Annotated in this window: 19 protein-coding genes and 1 tRNA gene; 17 read left to right on the top strand and 3 right to left on the bottom strand. The window is 55.1% G+C overall.

From position 1 onward, the window contains the following. On the bottom strand, positions 1-890 hold an 890-nt coding region (locus EH55_RS03365), incomplete at its 3' end, for an IS256 family transposase (protein ID WP_037974767.1). A 244-nt stretch (positions 891-1134) separates the two neighbouring features. Beyond that, positions 1135-1812: a FadR/GntR family transcriptional regulator gene (locus EH55_RS03360; RefSeq protein ID WP_037974766.1), complete on the bottom strand. Its 678-nt coding sequence runs from the start codon at positions 1810-1812 to the stop codon at positions 1135-1137. A gap of 442 nt (positions 1813-2254) precedes the next feature. On the opposite strand from EH55_RS03360, the gene EH55_RS03355 reads away from it, so the two are divergent. From EH55_RS03355 to EH55_RS03320, 8 genes are all read left to right on the top strand, one after another. After that, positions 2255-3751, top strand: a complete 1497-nt coding sequence (locus EH55_RS03355) for an NAD(P)/FAD-dependent oxidoreductase (RefSeq protein WP_037974764.1) — start codon at positions 2255-2257, stop codon at positions 3749-3751. 3 nt (positions 3752-3754) lie between these two features. After that, positions 3755-4999: an NAD(P)/FAD-dependent oxidoreductase gene (locus EH55_RS03350; protein WP_037974762.1), complete on the top strand. Its 1245-nt coding sequence runs from the start codon at positions 3755-3757 to the stop codon at positions 4997-4999. After that, positions 4996-5415 carry a DUF1667 domain-containing protein gene (locus EH55_RS03345; protein ID WP_051682608.1) on the top strand — a complete coding sequence of 140 codons (420 nt, stop codon included), beginning with the start codon at positions 4996-4998 and terminating at the stop codon, positions 5413-5415. Before EH55_RS03350 ends, EH55_RS03345 begins: the two co-directional genes overlap by 4 nt. Then, positions 5399-6124 (top strand): MBL fold metallo-hydrolase, encoded by a 726-nt coding sequence (locus EH55_RS03340; RefSeq protein ID WP_037974760.1) that lies wholly within the window; start codon positions 5399-5401, stop codon positions 6122-6124. The genes EH55_RS03345 and EH55_RS03340 overlap by 17 nt, the downstream gene beginning before the upstream one ends. A 264-nt stretch (positions 6125-6388) precedes the next feature. After that, complete coding sequence (locus EH55_RS03335; RefSeq protein WP_037974758.1) at positions 6389-7831, top strand: sodium/proline symporter; 1443 nt, start codon at positions 6389-6391, stop codon at positions 7829-7831. A 222-nt stretch (positions 7832-8053) separates the two neighbouring features. Further along, complete coding sequence (locus EH55_RS03330) at positions 8054-8764, top strand: hypothetical protein (RefSeq protein WP_037974756.1); 711 nt, start codon at positions 8054-8056, stop codon at positions 8762-8764. A gap of 108 nt (positions 8765-8872) precedes the next feature. Then, positions 8873-9871: a DHH family phosphoesterase gene (locus EH55_RS03325; protein WP_037974754.1), complete on the top strand. Its 999-nt coding sequence runs from the start codon at positions 8873-8875 to the stop codon at positions 9869-9871. Between the two features lie 46 nt (positions 9872-9917). Next, positions 9918-11027 (top strand): glycosyltransferase, encoded by a 1110-nt coding sequence (locus EH55_RS03320; RefSeq protein ID WP_037974752.1) that lies wholly within the window; start codon positions 9918-9920, stop codon positions 11025-11027. Between the two features lie 76 nt (positions 11028-11103). Here EH55_RS03320 and ppnP read toward each other — a convergent pair whose 3' ends face one another. After that, positions 11104-11430, bottom strand: coding sequence for a pyrimidine/purine nucleoside phosphorylase (gene ppnP, locus EH55_RS03315; RefSeq protein WP_201769330.1), 327 nt, complete (start codon positions 11428-11430; stop codon positions 11104-11106). A 113-nt stretch (positions 11431-11543) separates the two neighbouring features. Between ppnP and nudC the strand changes: the two genes are divergently transcribed. The 9 genes from nudC to EH55_RS03270 all read left to right on the top strand — a co-directional run. Then, the gene (gene nudC / locus EH55_RS03310; RefSeq protein ID WP_051682607.1) at positions 11544-12308 is read left to right on the top strand and encodes an NAD(+) diphosphatase; all 765 of its coding nucleotides are present in this window, start codon (positions 11544-11546) and stop codon (positions 12306-12308) included. A gap of 18 nt (positions 12309-12326) precedes the next feature. Further along, a complete protein-coding gene (gene cobO / locus EH55_RS03305; RefSeq protein ID WP_037974749.1) occupies positions 12327-12854 on the top strand; it encodes a cob(I)yrinic acid a,c-diamide adenosyltransferase in 528 nt (175 codons plus the stop codon). Positions 12855-12995: 141 nt separating this feature from the next. Further along, positions 12996-13481, top strand: coding sequence for a rubrerythrin family protein (locus tag EH55_RS03300; RefSeq protein WP_037974748.1), 486 nt, complete (start codon positions 12996-12998; stop codon positions 13479-13481). Positions 13482-13636: 155 nt separating this feature from the next. Further along, positions 13637-14254, top strand: a complete 618-nt coding sequence (locus EH55_RS03295; protein WP_051682606.1) for a histidine phosphatase family protein — start codon at positions 13637-13639, stop codon at positions 14252-14254. 16 nt (positions 14255-14270) lie between these two features. Then, complete coding sequence (locus tag EH55_RS03290) at positions 14271-14822, top strand: tetratricopeptide repeat protein (protein WP_037974747.1); 552 nt, start codon at positions 14271-14273, stop codon at positions 14820-14822. Beyond that, positions 14815-15777, top strand: coding sequence for a hypothetical protein (locus EH55_RS03285; RefSeq protein WP_037974746.1), 963 nt, complete (start codon positions 14815-14817; stop codon positions 15775-15777). Before EH55_RS03290 ends, EH55_RS03285 begins: the two co-directional genes overlap by 8 nt. Positions 15778-15805: 28 nt before the next feature. Then, positions 15806-16939: a PDZ domain-containing protein gene (locus EH55_RS03280; protein WP_037974745.1), complete on the top strand. Its 1134-nt coding sequence runs from the start codon at positions 15806-15808 to the stop codon at positions 16937-16939. Positions 16940-17002: 63 nt separating this feature from the next. After that, positions 17003-17079 (top strand) — tRNA-Arg (locus tag EH55_RS03275). A 302-nt stretch (positions 17080-17381) separates the two neighbouring features. Next, positions 17382-18179: IS256 family transposase (locus tag EH55_RS03270; protein WP_037974742.1), on the top strand; the 798-nt coding region annotated here is incomplete at its 3' end.

Below are 18179 nucleotides of genomic sequence, written 5' to 3'. Positions count from 1 at the left end.
CTGCTCAGTGTAGGAGCCTGATAGACACCCTTCAAATCATTCATAAAAGCCTTAATGTCCTTGTAAGAGACGAATTTTGTCGTGTAACGGATCTGATGGACAATGCAGCGCTGGATTTCGGCCTTGGGATATACGGCGCTTATCGCATCTGCAAAGCCTGTCAGGCCGTCGACGGAGATAATGAAAATATCTTCGGTGCCGCGATTACGGATCTCGTTAAGGACACCGACCCAGTACTTGGCGCTCTCATTTCCGCCGACCCACAGGCCAAGGACTTCACGATGCCCGTCCAGTCTTGTCCCAATAGCAACATAAACGGCTTTCTTGACGGTTCGGCCGTCCTGCCTCACATTGAAATGCACGGCGTCCATAAAGACGACTGCATACTTTTTGGCCAGCGGCCGGTTCTGCCATTCTTTGGCAATCGGCAGAATTCGATCCGTCATTCGCGAAATCATTTCAGCAGAGGCATCCACACCGTAGATAGACTGCAGGTGAGCCGAGATATCCCGGGTCGTCATGCCTTTTGCATACATGGACAGGACCTGATCCTCTATATTTGAGATATCGGTCTGGTTCTTTTTGACTGACTGCGGTTCGAAGTCACCCTTGCGGTCTCTGGGGACGTCGATCGGGATATCTCCGGCCGAAGAGGTGACTGTTTTAGGGCTGTAGCCGTTGCGGCTGTCATCTGTATGCTTGTTCTTGTAGTCATATTTGCTGTAACCGAGATGGTCATCCATCTCGGCTTCCAGCATCTGCTGGATCGTATCTCCGAGAAGATCCCTCAGCATAGCCTGTACGTCCTGGGCGTCTTCCGGTTTGTAGTGGGAAAGGAGACTCTGAATAAGCGCTTTTCTTTCCGGTGTCAGTTTTCTCTGTCTTGCCATAAAAATATCCTCCTGGATTGAATTTATCTTAACACCAATCCAGGAGGCTTGCTTTCTTCTCTATGGAGTTTACACAGAATTTGTTATACTCTCCAACCGACGGCTGAAACCCTCTATCGCGTTCGTCGTGTAGGTCATCTCACTTATTTCCATTCGGATTTTTGCCCGAAGCGTCTGCGCCCTGCGAACCCCTGCCCGAATAGATCAGAAGTAGGCACTATCTGGCCGAGAAGCGTCATCGCGTCTATTGTGTGCTGAAGATGTTCTTCCGCGAGTATCTCGGCGTTTGCCGAATCTTTTTTTCTATCAGTTCGTAGAGTCTGATGTGTTCGTTGCACGCGTTCAGGCGTCCGCCGTGGGCCTCTGGCGAGGTATTTATTCTCATCAGCGACATGCCCTGTTCAAAGACCGAAAATATGCCTTCATATACGCGCGACAGATAGGCGTTGTCCGCAGATTCGATGATCACGGTATGAAAGATGGTATTCCAATAGGCGCCCTGCGTTGCCGCTTCTCCTCCGTCCTGCTCGGCAAGCTCCCTGATGTGTTTGAGACACTCCCGCATTTTCTCGAGGTCTTTATCGTTGCGCCTGGCCGCGGCGAGCCCCGTCGCCAGAGGCTCGACTATCTGGCGCATCTCCATTGCCCGCGAGAGTATATCCGCAGGCCAGCCGCGCACTCGGTTGAGCACAGTATTTACTTCTTTTTCTTCGTTTGATGATAGATATATCCCCTGTCTGTCGCGGATGTCGAGCACTCCCATCGCGTCGAGGGCGATAAGCGCCTCGCGGAGAACGGGACGGGTTTCGCCGACAGCTTCGGCAAGCTGCCTTTCCGGCAGAAGCTTGTCTCCTTCCACGATGTCTCCCTTATGTATAGCTTCAAGCATTTTTTCTATAACAAGCTTGCGTTTCTTATTCATAAAAAAGCCCACCTTACCATTCGATTATTATACTTTGTCAAGCGACGAACTGTCTTTCAAAATTAACCTTTCTCAAAATTAATTTTGTAAAAGCTTATCCTATTTTATCCCGTAAACACCGCATTGCAAAATATCGTGCAAAAAGCGTTTTGCCGCTTTCTTCCCAATCTGTTACTTGGCGACCCCAACGCCGCGTCTCGCAGATGTTTTTTTGGAAAATTCTATAAAGAATTTGTTAATTATCAGATGCTACAAATTGTGAAAAATGCGTTTATAATTGATATTAGTAGAAAATTACCTTAACTGTCTGCATTAGAATGTTGTTTTGGTCAACCAAGGAATACCTTGATTTTTTAAGACATCAGTTTTATAATCCTATTAAATAAAAAAGCGCAGATATGCCATGGTAGACCAACAGGGGAAATTTCGGGAGGTTGTTGTTTTGAAACATTCGTTCAATGTCCTCATCATCGGAGGCGGCGTGGTAGGTAATGCGATCGCGCGCGAACTTTCCCGCTTCCGGCTGTCGACGGCCGTTGTAGAGAAAGAGCCCGACGTATGTATGGAGACAAGCTGCCGCAACAGCGGCGTCCTTCATTCCGGCATAAATTACAAGGCTGGTACTCTGCGTGCGAAGACCGCCGTCCGCGGGAACTCCATGATGGATAGGCTTTGCGCCGAACTTAAGGTAAAGATCAAAAGGATAGGCAAGCTTACGACAGCCCTTGACGAAGGCGAGCTACCGGGCGTCAAGCGCCTGATGGATCAGGGGGTTGCAAACGGCGTGCCGGGGCTTGAGGTCCTCAACAGCTCGGCGATGCAGAATATACAGCCGGGCATCGAGGGAATAGCCGCCGTATGGAGCCCGACGAGCGCGATAATTTCCCCTTACGGACTCACTATAGCCCTCGCAGAAAACGCGCATGCGAACGGCGTCGAATACTTCCTGAGAAGCGAAGTCACGTCGATATCCAAGAGCGAAGATGGAATATTTACCGTAGTCGCTTCAGGGGGGAAAGTTTTTACCGCCGACATCGTGATCAACTCCGCGGGGCTTTCAAGCGGCGGTATCAGCGCAATGGCCGGAGTAAAGCAAGGGAATCAGGGAGAAAACCTAAAAATCTGGCCGTGTCGCGGCGAATACTACGTCCTTGACAAGCGCCTGGACGGGACGCTCAAAACGCTTATTTATCCAGTTCCGGGGGCTAAGGACGCCGGGCTTGGAATTCATCTTACCCCGACCGTCGACGGAAATATCCTGATAGGCCCGAGCGCAGACTACATTTCCGAAGAGACGCCGGAAGATTATAAAGTAACGGCTCCGGTCCTCGAAGAGCTCAGAAGAGAAGGGCTGAGGCTTCTCCCCAATATGAAAATGAGCGATTTTATCCGCAACTTCGCCGGCAACAGGCCTAAGCGCACGTCGCCGGCGGAGGGTGGAAACGGCGACTTCGTCATCGAAGAAGCAAAAGGCCTCCCTGGCTTCATAAACCTCGTCGGCATCGAAAGCCCTGGACTCACGGCTTCTCCGGCGATAGCCGAAATGGTGCGCGACATCGTCGCTAAACATCTCGAGCTCGAAGAAAAAGAAAATTTCATAGCCGAACGTCCGGGATTTGCCGGACACTTCTGCGAACTTCCGAAAGAAGAGCAGGAGCGACTTATAAAAGAAAACCCGGAATACGGCGAAATCGTATGCCGCTGTGAAAAAATCACGAAAAAAGAAATACGCGACGCGATAGAGAACCCTCTCGGCGCACGCAGCCTCGTAAGCATAAAATACCGCGCGAGAAACGGCATGGGACGCTGTCAGGGCGGCTTCTGCACGCCGCGTATAGTCCGCATACTCCGAGACGAATACGGCTTCAAGCCTGACGACTACATATTCCGAGAAGCCGGCTCCAATCTCTTTACCGGCAACGTGCGGGAGGTAGACTAAATCATGATACTCGAAAAACACGACCTGGTAATAATCGGCGGAGGGCCAGCCGGACTCGCCGCCGCCGTGGCGGCCAAAGAAGCCGGCTGCGACGACATCGTAATCATAGAAAGAGACAGAATCCTCGGCGGCATATTGAACCAGTGCATCCACGACGGATTCGGGCTCCACGCGTTCAAAGAAGCCCTCTCGGGCCCGGAGTACGCGGACCGCTTCATTAAAAAAGTGCAGGCTCTCGACATCGCGGTAATGGAAAAGACGATAGTGCTCGACCTTTCCGGCGACAAAATACTCCGCACCAGCCGCGAAGGCGAAATGAAAGAGATCGAAGCTAAAGCGGTGGTCCTGGCGATGGGCTGCCGCGAACGCACGCGCGGCGCGCTTTCCATCCCCGGACACAGGCCTTCGGGAGTCTATACGGCCGGCGCCGTTCAGAATCTCGTCAACCTCGAAAACATTATGCCCGGTAGGCGCGTCGTCATCCTCGGCTCTGGCGATATCGGGCTCATAATGGCGCGCCGCATGACGCTCGAGGGCGCGAAAGTCGAAGCGGTCTTCGAGGTTCTGCCGTATTCCAGCGGACTGCAAAGAAACATCCGCCAATGCCTCGACGACTACGGGATCCCGCTTCACCTCGCGACTACCGTCATAGACATCAACGGCCCTAAGGGGCGCATCGAAGGCGTCACGGTGGCTAAAGTTGACGAAAAGCGCAGGCCGATAAAGGGCACCGAGCGCTACGTGCCCTGCGATACGCTTCTTCTTTCCGTGGGGCTCATCCCGGAAAACGAGCTTACGCGTGAAGCGGGGGTGACGATAGACGATGTCACACAGGGCGCGAGCGTGGACGACTGCTGTATGACGAAGACGCCCGGCATATTCGCCTGCGGAAACGTCCTGCACGTCCACGATCTCGTCGACTTCGTTTCAATGGAGGCGGCGCGCGCGGGCAAAAATGCGGCGCTCTACGCCGCCGGCAAATTAGGAGACGCGACCGAAGGAATAACGGTGAAAGCCGGCGACGGCGTGCGCTACGTAGTCCCGCAGCGCATCAGCCACGGCGAAAACGTATCGCTTGCGTTCCGCGTAACGTCTCCCGCCCGCGACAAGCTAATTGAGGTCCGCGACGGGGCGCGCTTACTCGCATCGAGAAAAGAAACGCGCCTGCATCCCGCGGAGATGGTATGGGTCGATATGGGAAAGATAGACCTTAAAGAGGTCGAATCATTGGAGGTACGCGTGAAATGACGGAAAAGGAATTTATTTGCGTCGTCTGCCCGAACGGCTGCTCGATAGAGGTGAAATATGAAGAGGGCGATCCTCCCAAACTCATCTCATCCGAGGGCGCACGCTGCCCGCGCGGCAAAAGCTGGGCCCGGCAGGAGATAGAAAACCCGATGCGTACATTCTCGTCAAGCGTGATAGTGACCGGCGGAGAATTCCTCGAGGCAAGCGTGCGCCTCACAAAGCCGATTTCGCTTTCGAAGGTCTTTGACGTGATGAAGGAAATCAAGAAGATAAAGCTGCAGGCTCCGCTCAAGATCGGCGACGTCGTGCTGACAAACCCCGCCGGAACGGAGACTGAAGTAATAGTAACGAGGAACGTGAGCGTAAAAGTAAATCAAAAACAAAAGGAGGTAGTTTTCCATGCAAAGATCAATTGAAATATTGATTGCAGGATTCCCTGGGAAAGCCGATGTAGCGTATTTAGGATGGAGCACGGTCGCGTTGCTTCATCTCAAGGAGAGACTTGTTCTGCTAGATACGAGCAACGCCGGCGCCCGCCCAATGCTCATATCTGCCCTAAGAGAACGAGACATATCGTTTAGCGCTATCACAGACGTATTTCTTTCACATCTGCATTTTGACCATGCTGCAAACTGTCTATTATTTCCCGGTGCTACCTTTCACCTGAGTTGGAAAGAGTGGGAATACGCCAATACAGCAGACGATGTGTTCGTTAATGAAGGAGCCCTTATATCCCTTCGCTCGTTCAGGAAACACTTTATTGAAAAGGACGGGCAAGAAATCTTTGATGGCGTCTATGCTTATCTCACGCCAGGACATACTCCAGGCTCCACCAGCCTGATAGGTAGGGACGACCTTGGAACATGGGCGTTCTGCGGCGACGCGGTAAAAAATCGCTCTGAACTTAGTGGCAAAGGTGTCGGTATTACACTTGATTCTCAGACAAGCAACAAGAGCATCTGCAAGATAAAGGGCCTTGCAAACCATATCCTACCTGGACATGACTGTTGGTTGAAATTAGAGAACGACGTGGTTATCCCCGAAGGAGGGAACGATGTAACAATCATATTCCCGGAAGGAATAACCTGTTGCGGAAAATCCCAGCTGACACTATCTATCGATTAAATTAGATGTTCTTTGATTTAAGAAAAAGCGGGCATTATTGTCTACTGCTGCCGGTTCCTATTTTGCAATAAGGTAACTAAAGGACTTACTTAATTAATCTTAATTATACGAGGAGGAAGGAAAATGGAATATATTGGTTTTGGAGAAATCTTTGTATTTTTTATTGGACCACTTATAGCTCCAGCATGCGTCCTTGTCTGGTTTTTTTTGAGTAAATCAAAGAAATCGAAATTGTAGTTTTTGATATTTAGGAGGGAAATACTCATGAACGGTGTTATATTCGGATTGGCCAGCTACTTCATCATTGTTGTAGGTATAAGCGTAGCCTCAACGAAACTGCGGACTATGGAAAGTCAAAGCGATTATATTGTAGGTAAAGGGTTCGGCAGCATAGTAACCGGTTTTGCAGCCGCATCCACACTTGCAAGCGGATACGCCTTCATCGGCCTTGTCGCGCTTGGCTACGCGATGGGCTTCCTCGCTATGTATCAAGCTATATTGGCGCCGATTTTTGATTTCCTTTGTTGGCGTTTTTTGGCTCCTAAGATCAAGGAACTCTCAAGTAAGTATAACTCTATGACGGCAGTAGATTTGCTTTCTACGATGCGCGGCGATCCGACGGGCTTGATCAGATTACTAAGTGGCACTGCTGTTACAATATTTATGTTTGCCTACCTGGGCAGCAACATAATAGCGGCAGGCAAAACCGCCATTGTCTTGAACCTGGACTATACAACCGCCATTCTCGCCTCGTCTTTTCTCGTCATACTCTACGTCATGGCCGGAGGAGTAACCGCCGCCTATTGGGCAGAGGCCTTCCAGGGAATGTTAATGGTCGCTATGTGCTTAGTGATGCCAATAGCGGCGATAGTCCACATAGGCGGATTAGGAGCGTTCTTTGAAAAACTGCACGCAATCAACCCAATTCTCGTTTCATGGAGTGGTGGGAAGGTTGGCTGGCCGCTATTCGCTGCGTTGTGGCTGTGGTTCGGCGTAGCCATAGGTTTTTTAGGACAGCCACAAGGATTACAGAAATTTATTGCCATTGAATCGAAAGAAAAGATTCCTGGGGCGGCAGTCATAGCAGTTGTATTCAACAGCATAAGGCAGTATTTTCCACTGCTTCTAGGACTTAGCTGTAGAATACTTTTCCCGACATTGGAAGATGCTGAGCTATGTACTCCAACATTCATAAACTCCTTCTTCTCAAACTTCATCGGCGGGCTTATGTTAGCGGCGGTATTTGCCGCGATAATGTCGACAAATTCCTCGCTGCTTCTCCAAGGGACGGCAGAACTTTCCGTCAACGTTTTAAGAAAAGGGCTCTTCAAGAAAAAGCCGCTCAGCGAAGGATTCTATAAGAAATTTAGTCAGGCTTGTACATTTGTCTTTGGTGCCGTCGCCCTCGTCCTTGCTTTTCTCAAGGTTGATTCAGTTTTCAGCCTTAATCAGCTCGCGTGGGCTGGCCTCTGTGCTTCCTTTGGCCCCGGACTAATGCTCTCTATATACTGGGAAAAGACAACGCATCAAGCGATCCTGGCCGGCGTCATATCTGGAACACTGGTAACTTTTATATGGTACAACGGCGGCAAACCGCTTTTCGGACTGCACCAGGGAACATCGTCCTTCTTGATAACGACGGCGGTCATAATTCTCGTTTCCCTGTTAACTTATAAAAGGTCCGAGATGGAAGAGGCTGCCGGCTAAATTCGACCGTTTTTTGCAATAAAACCCAGATGGCGCTTTTACATATTCTCGCTGATATAAATTAAAATGGAAAGATAAGAAAAATTATTCTCAGAGGAGATCCCGCGCGGGGTCTCCTCTATATTTTTCATCGGCTGATCGGCCGTCGCATTTGTCTTTGTGAAAGACGACCACAGTAATATAATCATGTCAGGAGAAAATTTTTCAGCAGGAGGTGGCGTCATGCGCAATTTGAGCAAAGGAAACTGTTACATCTGCGGCGATGTCATTGGGAAGAGGGCGATGAAGAGACATCTGCTTGAGAAACATGCCGAATACGTCGGCTCCGGCGCCGAAAGGTGTTACCTGATAAGAGCCGAAGGGGCTGAGGCGCCGAATTACTGGATATACTTTGACATAGCGCTCGATAAGAAACTTTCCTCCCTCGATAATTTTTTAAGAAATATATGGCTCGAATGCTGCGGTCATTTGAGCGAATTTTCCACACCTGCGGACATCCTGGGCAAGGGACGTATAATTGCGGAGCTTGATGTAGGAGAAATTTTTTATCACAGATATGACTTCGGCACGACGACGGAGTTGAAGCTCGTTGTCGAAAGCGAAACGACGAGGCCGAAGCAGCGCGGCGCGATACGCCTGCTGGCGAGAAACATCCCGCCGGAGCACAGCTGTCTGAAATGCGGGAAAAAAGCGGATTATATCAACGCCGCCACCGTTTATGACGAGGAACCGGCGTACTATTGCAAGGAGTGCACGGAGATGCTGATGGACGATACGGAGGACGGGCCCGCGGAATTTTATCCGCTTTTGATAACGAATTCGCCGCGCTGCGGGGAGTGCGGCTATGAGGGAGAGTTTGACAGATACGAATATACGGCGCCGCTCGCCGATGATATAAAAGCGCCGGCGAGGAGCAAAAATAAAAACGCGTGAATCGGCCGGGCTGGCGGCCTTACGCGGACAGAGGCGCAAGCCGCCCGTTTTATTTCATTTACACCCGTTATTTTGTGAGATATTATTTACGAAAAGCGGGGGGATATGATGAGGACTTCTCTTCTTAATATAATAAGCCATACCGATCTGGACGGAGTCGCGGCGGCGGCGCTGGCTTGGCATGTGAACGGCCCGGCCGGGCTCGCGCGCGTTTCCCTGACCGGCTACGGCGAGGTGGATTCGCTGATCTCCGAGGCGATGGCGGCGGGCGGCGAGCTTTTAGTGCTCGACCTTTTCTGTCAGCGCGAGGAGACGGTCGACGCCATCGACAGGAGCTGGGATGAAACGCGCCCGCCATTCCTTTTTGACCACCACAAAAGTACCTTCGAAAGGTACGGCGGCCGCAAATGGGCCGAAATAGACACCGGCTACTGCGGCGCGCTCGTCTATTGGCGCTGGCTCAGCGCCAATGCGAAGGGAGCGCGCACGCGGGACGTCCTCGCGGCGCTCGAGCCGATCGTAAGAATTGCGAACGACCGCGACCTCTGGCTCGGGGAGATTCCCGAAAGCCGCCTCTGGCAGGCGCTAGTAACGATGTGCGGGCACTGGAGCGTTTTCGCGCGCCTCGCGGCGAATCCCGACGCGAAGATGACCCAGGCCGAATTCGACGGCGCTTCCGAGTTCACGGAACGGCAGGAGGCGCGCTTCGCCGAGGCCAAGGAGCGTATCTGGCGCGTCGGGAACGACCTTTCCTTCGTATGCGACGGCGTGCTCGAATACGGCGACGTCTCCGATTTCTGCGGCCTGTTGCTCGACCGCGACGATAATCCGCCGCTGGTCGCGGCCGTCGCGGCAAAGCGCATGAGCGGAGACTGGGCTGTCTCGATGAGGAGCCGCGACGGGTTGGCCGGACGGGTCCTCGCTCTGCTGAAAGACGGGAAAAAGGTCCGCGGCGGGGGGCACGGCGACGCCTCAGCGCTCTATTTTCCGCGCAATTACACGCAGGAGCAGATGCGCGATTCGATCGTCGCGGCGATAAAGGTCGAAAAGGAGCGCAGCGCGGCGCCGAAGGTGACGCTCGGCGACCTGCTCAAGTGGAAGGGTTGAGTCCGCGCGCGGCGTCCCTATCAGGAATCCCGCGCGGCAGCTGCGAATGGGCAGGTTGAATTCGCTCGGCGTGATATACGCCTCGGAGGGGACGGGGCACAGGGCGGCCGCGCTCGCCATCTGCGAGGCGTTCCGCGAGCGCAGCCCGCACGGGCGCGTGATATGCCGCGATATTCTGGACGTCATTCCCTCGTGGCTCAAGTTTACCGTTTCGCGCGGCTACGTGGCGATGGCGCGGCACGCTCCGCGGCTGTGGGGCGCCATGTATTGGGGCTCGGACCGCGCCGGCGTCCAAGCCGAGATATCTGACAGAGTTCACGACTGGCTCTGCAGCGTTTATCTGCCGCGGATAGAGAGAGAGATGACTGCGAAGGGCGTCGAAGCCGTCGTTTTCACGCATTATTTCGGCGCGGCGCCGTTCGCGGAAAGGATGCGCGGCAGGATGCCCGTTTACTGCGCCGACACGGATTTTGCAAGCCACCGCTTCCAGCGGAGCGCGGCCTTCGCGCTCTCCTTCGCAGGAAGCGCGCGCGCGCTGCGGCAGCGGACGGACGAGGGGATTCTGAACGCCGCCTGCACCGGAGTGCCCGTGGCGCTTAAGTATTCGAGGCTTCCGTCAAGGGAGGAAGCGCGCGCTAAGCTCTCTCTGCCGCCTGAGGCGCGCGTCGTCCTGGCGAGCGGCGGCGGCATAGGCGCGGGTTCCGTCTTTGCGGCGGTAAAATCCCTCGCTCAGCTGCGCGACACGATCACGGCGGCGATATGCGGGAACAACGACGGGCTGTACGCCGAAATGAGGGCTTATTTCCACTATAAGGAAAACGTGCGCGTCGAGGGCTTCGTCCCTAACATGGAGGATTATTACGCGGCGGCCGACGCAGCCGTCATGAAGCCCGGCGGGCTCTCCTCTTCCGAGGCTCTCTGCGCGGCGCTGCCGATGTTGCTGATCGACCCCGTGCCGGGACAGGAGGAATTGAATCTATCGTATTTGACGGAGAACGGCGCGGCTCGGTATCTGCCGAGGGCGGAGCTCACCGCCGAGAGCGTCGGCGCGATCCTCTCGAACGGAGACGCGCAACAAATGCGAGCGGCGGCGAAGAAGCTCGCAAGGCCGAACGCGGCGAGAGAAATAATCAGGCTCGTCGCCGAAAATATATAGCGCCGCGGACGGGCGAAAATCCCGCGACGGGAAGCAGCCTTCCGCCGCGGAGCTTTTTTATCGTTTGAGCGGCGTTCTACGCTTTGGCTTTGATATATGAGCAGAGATACTGCACCGGGACGTAGCAGCGGAAGCCGTATTTGTCGTTCGCCGGAAGATTGAAGGTCTCCCCCGCCTTTATATCCTTCCACTCCTTTTCGCCGGGAAGCAGGACCTGGCACACACCCTCCGTGATGTCCATTATTTCCGCGTCCGCGGTCCCGAACTCATATTCGCCGGGGAGGAAGAGCCCGAGCGTCTTGCGGTCGCCGTTGGGCATATAGACCGTGTGGCTGACGACTTTTCCGTCGAAGTACACGTTGGCCTTCGTCATTGCGGTAACATTTTCCAGTTTCTCGATCACTGCAAATCCCTCCTGAAATTTTTGATATAGCGTATAAATAATAGTGTTATTTTTGCCGTTAGTCCAGTAAAATAAAGGAAGTTGCTGACGAATTTGTGAAAGAGGGCGCGCGGATGTCTTTTTGTTATATATTTCAGCGCGGGAGGGTCATCCTGCTAAAGAACGGCGCGGTGCCGCAAAGCGGCGAGGCGGCGCCGCTGGAAAAATTTTTCGTGAACAGCGGGCTCGTCGACAAATACGGCGAAACGCGCGACAGCTGGGGCGAGCTTCGCGAGGAGGCGCCGCTGCCGCGGGGTTTCGCGGCGTTCGAGAGGCGGGGCTGCTGGACGGCGGTCGGCGAGGAACAGTTCTTCCGCATCGGCAAGGCGTTCCATATAATGGACTGGCAGCGGCTGCATAAATACTGCGGGCGCTGCGGCGCCGAAAACGCGTTCGACGCGGAGGAGTGCGCGATGCGTTGCACGAAGTGCGGCGAGCTTTTTTATCCGGTCATCTCTCCGGCGATAATCGTCCGCGTCGAGAAGGAAGGGAAAATATTGCTCGGGCACGGCGTGAACTTCCCCGCGGGGCGCTACAGCGTCTTGGCCGGCTTCGTCGAGCCCGGCGAAAACCTCGAAAGCTGCGTAGGGCGCGAGGTGCGAGAGGAATCTAACATCAGCGTGAAAAACATAAAATATTTCGCCAGCCAGCCGTGGCCGTTCCCGCGCTCGCTGATGCTCGGCTTCACCGCCGAGTGGGAAAGCGGCGAAATATGCCCAGACAAAAGCGAAGTGACTGACGTCCGCTGGTTCGCGCCGGACGAGATACCGGACTACTATAGGGGGGTCAGCATCTCGGCGAGGCTGATCGAAGATTTTGTCGCTCGACACAAAAAATAAAACAGGAGGTGCATGGAAATGTTTGGGACAAAGGGGCTTATACACGTCTACACCGGAAACGGCAAGGGCAAGACCACGGCGGCCTTCGGCCTTGCTGTGCGCGCCTGCGGACACGGCGCGAAAACAGCGATAGTGCAGTTCATGAAGGGGAGCTGCGTCTACGGCGAGCTCGAAGGCGTGAAGCACCTTCCTGGGCTGACGCTGATCCATACGGGACGCGACGTCTGCATATTCAGGGGAGAAGAGAACGAAGAGGACTACGCCGAAGCGGCGCGCGGCATAGGGCTGGCCGAAGAATTCATCACGTCGGGAGATTATGACCTCGTAGTGCTGGACGAGATAAACGTCGCCTCCGACATGGGGCTGGTAGACTCAAATAAAGTCGTAGACATCCTCAGGCGCAAATCGCCGAGGACCGAAGTGGTGCTGACGGGACGCAACGCGCCGCAGGACTACATCGAGATGGCGGATTACGTCACGGAGATGAAAGAGATAAAGCATCCGTTCCGCAAAGGGCTCGACGGGAGAGCCGGGACGGAATATTGATTCTCTTTAAAGCGGCCTCCGGCGTAAAAATGAACTTGACAAAAAATAATGATTCGTATAAACTAAAATCGTTTTAAATAAGACGTCTGGCTAATGGAACAAGAGCGGGACTGGAAGATAAATCAAGGGGGAAAATCGATCATGGCAACTACAAAAGAAAATCTGGCAACGGCGTTCGCGGGAGAATCACAGGCTAACCGTAAATATCTCATGTTCGCGGAGAAGGCGGAAAAAGAGGGGCATGTAGGCGCGGCGAAGCTTTTCCGCGCGGCCGCCGCAGCCGAGCAGATTCACGCGTTCGCCGAATTCAAGGCTAACGGCGGAGTGGGCACGACGGAGGAAAATCTCAAAGCCGCCATCGGCGGAGAGACTTATGAATTCACCGAGATGTATCCGGATATGATCGAGCAGGCGAAGGCGGAGGGCAACGCCGCAGCCGCGCGCGTCTTCCACAGCGCAAACGAGGCTGAAAAGGTCCACGCGCGGCTATACAGGGACGCCCTCACGGATATGGACGGAACGGAAGATTATTACCTATGCCCCGTCTGCGGCTATATCCACAAGGGCAAAACCGAAGAGCCCTGTCCGATCTGCGGCGCGAAGGCCGCGATGTTCCAGAAGTTCTAAAAATACGAAGAAAGAATTTCCGCCCTGCCGGCGGAGCGCTTCTCTGCGGGAGGGCCCTGCGTTTCAGCGGGGCCTCCCGCTTTTTCATCCGCTCATAAAAAACACACAAGGTGGTGCTAAAATGTGTTGAAGAAGGAAAGCAGAAGGAGCATAAGATGGCGGAGAAAAAAAGAATTTTTCTTATGAGGCACGCAAAGCCGGAATTGCCCGGCGACGGAAGGATATATTACGGACAGACGGATTACCCGCTCTGCGCCGCCGGAGCCGCCGCCGCGAAGGAAGTAGGCTCGTACCTCTCCGGCAGAATAAAGTTCGATTACCTTTACACGAGCGGCATGACGCGCGCTGTGCAGACGGCGGCGCTCGTGGCGCCGTACCTCGAGCCTGCGGCCGAGAGATCCTTGCGCGAGATAAATCTCGGCGAATGGGAGGGCAAGGGCTACGACGAGGTGCGCGAAGAATTCAAAGAGATATACGAGGCGCGCGGCGTAAAGTTCGCCGAGACGGCGCCGCCGGGCGGCGAGAGCTTCTTCGAGCTGCAGGGGCGCACGGTGCCGGCGTTCAAAAAGATAATTTCCTCGCACGAGAGCGGCAACATACTGATCGTAGCGCACGGCGCGGCCATCTGGAGCATCGCGGCATACTATTTCGACTTCGACCTGAACGATATGTTTTTCTTCCCGCAGGATTACTGCGGGATCCACGTCGCCGAGGAAGCCTGCGGGCGGCTGAGGCTCTGCCGCTACAACTGGAGCCCGTCGCTGCAGCTGTGAAAAGAAGGGATAGGATATGAAAAAAAACAGGGGCGGAACGACGACTATACTGGTGGCGCTCATAGCGATAGCGGCGATGGCGGGCACGGCGCTGCTCGTCGTGGAAACACTCAAAAGGCGCAGCACAGAGAAGGGGCTCGCGGCCTTCGCCGAGGGCGATTTCCCAGCGGCGGCCGAGCACCTCGAAAGGGCGGCGAAATATTCGCTCCGCCCGGACGCGCCGACGCTGCTGAATCTGGCGAGGGCGCAGTACGCGCTCGGAGAGGCGGAAAAGGCGAAGGCGAGCCTACAGAAGGCCGAAGAAGCCGATCCGGCCGACGCCGAGGCGAAGTACGAGCTGGGAAAGATCTTTATCGAGGAAAAGAACTACGGCGCGGCGAAAAAAGAGATAGAGGCGCTTGAAGCGCTGGGCACCGACGAGGCGAAAGAATACGCGCAGAACCTCAAGGAGACGGCCCAGAGCGGGGCCGTGAAGGGCGTTATAGGCGATTTCCTGAGAAAAATACTGCCACGCGGCGTACCAGATATGCTCAAGAACGCACTGCCCGGCGGCGGGGCGGATGAATAACAACGCAAGGGCGCTCGCGGCGCTCCTGCTGCTGTCGTTTTTCGCGCTCCCGGCGATCGCCGCGGAGACGCCGAAGGTCATAGACGTGGAAAGAACGCCGCTGCATAAGAACATATTCGATATCCCCGTTGCGGTGGCGCCGAAGGCGGGCTGCAATTTTGTAAAGACGGAGAGCGGCGCGGCGGATAAGAACAAAAAGATCGCGCTTGAAGCTTCACTGCTGCGCATCCCGTGCGGAAAGCTGATCGAGGAGATAAAAAACGACTGCCTAAGGGAAAAGAAAATGGAGGTCAAGTCGCACTCCTCCTTTATCTGGAACGGGGATCGCGCGGAGCTTCTTAAAATATTCCAGCTCGGCGGCAGGACGACCGTCGGCAAATGGGTGCTGATAGTCGAGCGCGGCGATACTACGTGGCTGATAAGCGCGCTTTACAGCGCGAAGGACGCAAACGCCTCGCAGACCGCCCTCGAAATAATAAAAAGCGCTTGGTGGCAGCGCGGCGAAAGCGAAGAAGCTCCGTCAGAGGCGGCGCCCGTGGTCGACGTTTCGGAAACGCCCTTTTGCGTCGCGGACTTCCGCGGCGATTCGCTGATACTCACAAAGGATGGGAAAATCCCCACAGAGGCGGAGGACAAAGCCCTTTACGTGATCTCAAGCGAAGCGGCAAGCTGCTACACGCGTGAGCGGCGCGACGCGTTCGTTAAAGAACGTCTGTCGGAAATAGAGCCTGGCGCTGAGCTCGAAATAATCTCGCAGAGGGACGAAATGCTAAACGGCGTCCCGGCGATCGTGACTGTGGCTTACGCCGGCTCTGGAGAGGGACAAAAGCTCATCTACCAGGCGGCGCTCTTCAAAACCTATAAGGTCACGCTCTTCGTCGGCATAGCGCGCGGCAACGCGACTGAAAATCTCGAATACTTCGGCAGGCTGACCGCTTCATACGGCAGCCGATAGATAACGGAAAAGAAGGGAGAGAGACGAAATGAAAAAAATTATATCCGCGCTGCTCGCGGTCATGATGATCGCTTCAGCGGCGGCAGCCGAGCCTCAGGGCCCGCGGCAGGAAGGGCCGCCCGTACAGGGCGGCGGAAGCGCTATGCGTAGGCCGCCGCAGGGGCCGCCCCCTCCAGGGCCGGGGTCTGGCGCGCAGAGCGGCCCACAGTCGGGAGCAGGACAGAGAGGCCCTCATGGGCCGCAGGAAGGAGCGAGGCCGGCAAGGCCTCAGGGACCTTGGAACGGCCCGCAGGGAGCCCCGGGACAGGGCGTCCCTCGACAGTGGCCTCAGAGCGGCCGACGCCCGGGCCCCGGCGGGATGCCTCCGTGGCAAAACCCGGGTTACGCGCCGGGATGGGGCGGCTGGTGGGGAACGCGCCTGCCGCGCCGTCACAGGGATCGCGACTGGGATTCGCCGTGGCTCAGCGGGCTCATCGGGCTTATCGTCGGAACTATAATAAGCGGCCAGGCGCAGGCGCGCCCCGAAACGAGCGTGCCGGCGCAGGAAAGCAGGGCGGACGAAGTCAAAAGGGCGGCGGAGAATATCGCCGAAGAGCAGACGGAGCGCGCAGTGCAGATAATCAAACGTGACGGCCCGGACGGCGCGCTGAAGGAGCTTAACGACTCCTGGCAGCAGCAAAGGCAGGCGACCTTCCTCGACGCGGGCGCGCCGGTCGGAGTGCTCAAGGTCGCTGGCTTCCAGCAGGACCTGACGATAACCTACACGTTGGACAGGAACGAGCGGCGCGTCACGGTCGACGTGGAGGCACCCTACTACGGTGTATCGGAGAGCAGGAGCGCGCAGTACGACGACGCGCCCCTTCCCGCTCAGAGCGTTCCGCAGCAGAGAAGCGCTGCGAAGCTGATGGGCTTCACCGTCTCGGAAGAGGCGCGCGCCTCCGACGGCTGCATGATAGTCAAGAGCGTCGCCCCGGCGACGGCGGCGGCCTACGCCGGGCTGAAGGAGGGAAGCGTGCTGAAGCGCGTCGACGGCAGCAACACGGCTCAGGTAAGCGTGGAGCAGATGGCGGCGTACATGACGAAACGCTCGGAAGCCGACGCGGTGGTGAAGATAACCTTCACGGCCGACGGCAAAGAGAAGACCGCGCCGATCAAACCGTAGCGAATTTCGGGAAAAACATTGCGCGGATATATCAAGTAGTGATAAACTGATGTTCGTGCGGTTGGCCCTGTAGCTCAGCTGGATAGAGCGACTGCCTCCTAAGCAGTAGGTCATCGGTTCAATTCCGGTCAGGGTCGCCAAATTATAAATGTCAGGCCATCGACGTGCAGGGATACCGGCAGCCCCGGTATCCCTCTTTTATGCCCTTCAATGACGATTTCAAGCACGGCGGCGGAGGGCTCGCCGCGCGAACGGCGTCTTCGCTTAACCCGATAAACGAGCTGGGGTGTTACGCTAAGGGGCTAAGGGAAAAATGTTCTAACAACCCTTTCCCTGTTGCTTGTTTACTGAGAGTATAACAAATTCTGTGTAAACTCCATAGAGAAGAAAGCAAGCCTCCTGGATTGGTGTTAAGATAAATTCAATCCAGGAGGATATTTTTATGGCAAGACAGAGAAAACTGACACCGGAAAGAAAAGCGCTTATTCAGAGTCTCCTTTCCCACTACAAACCGGAAGACGCCCAGGACGTACAGGCTATGCTGAGGGATCTTCTCGGAGATACGATCCAGCAGATGCTGGAAGCCGAGATGGATGACCATCTCGGTTACAGCAAATATGACTACAAGAACAAGCATACAGATGACAGCCGCAACGGCTACAGCCCTAAAACAGTCACCTCTTCGGCCGGAGATATCCCGATCGACGTCCCCAGAGACCGCAAGGGTGACTTCGAACCGCAGTCAGTCAAAAAGAACCAGACCGATATCTCAAATATAGAGGATCAGGTCCTGTCCATGTATGCAAAAGGCATGACGACCCGGGATATCTCGGCTCACCTGCAGTCTATCTACGGTGTGGATGCCTCTGCTGAAATGATTTCGCGAATGACGGATCGAATTCTGCCGATTGCCAAAGAATGGCAGAACCGGCCGCTGGCCAAAAAGTATGCAGTCGTCTTTATGGACGCCGTGCATTTCAATGTGAGGCAGGACGGCCGAACCGTCAAGAAAGCCGTTTATGTTGCTATTGGGACAAGACTGGACGGGCATCGTGAAGTCCTTGGCCTGTGGGTCGGCGGAAATGAGAGCGCCAAGTACTGGGTCGGTGTCCTTAACGAGATCCGTAATCGCGGCACCGAAGATATTTTCATTATCTCCGTCGACGGCCTGACAGGCTTTGCAGATGCGATAAGCGCCGTATATCCCAAGGCCGAAATCCAGCGCTGCATTGTCCATCAG

This window comes from Synergistes jonesii, assembly GCF_000712295.1.
Lineage (GTDB): Bacteria > Synergistota > Synergistia > Synergistales > Synergistaceae > Synergistes > Synergistes jonesii.
Note: the sequence above shows the minus strand (reverse complement) of the source record. Positions and strands in the feature narration are given on the sequence as shown.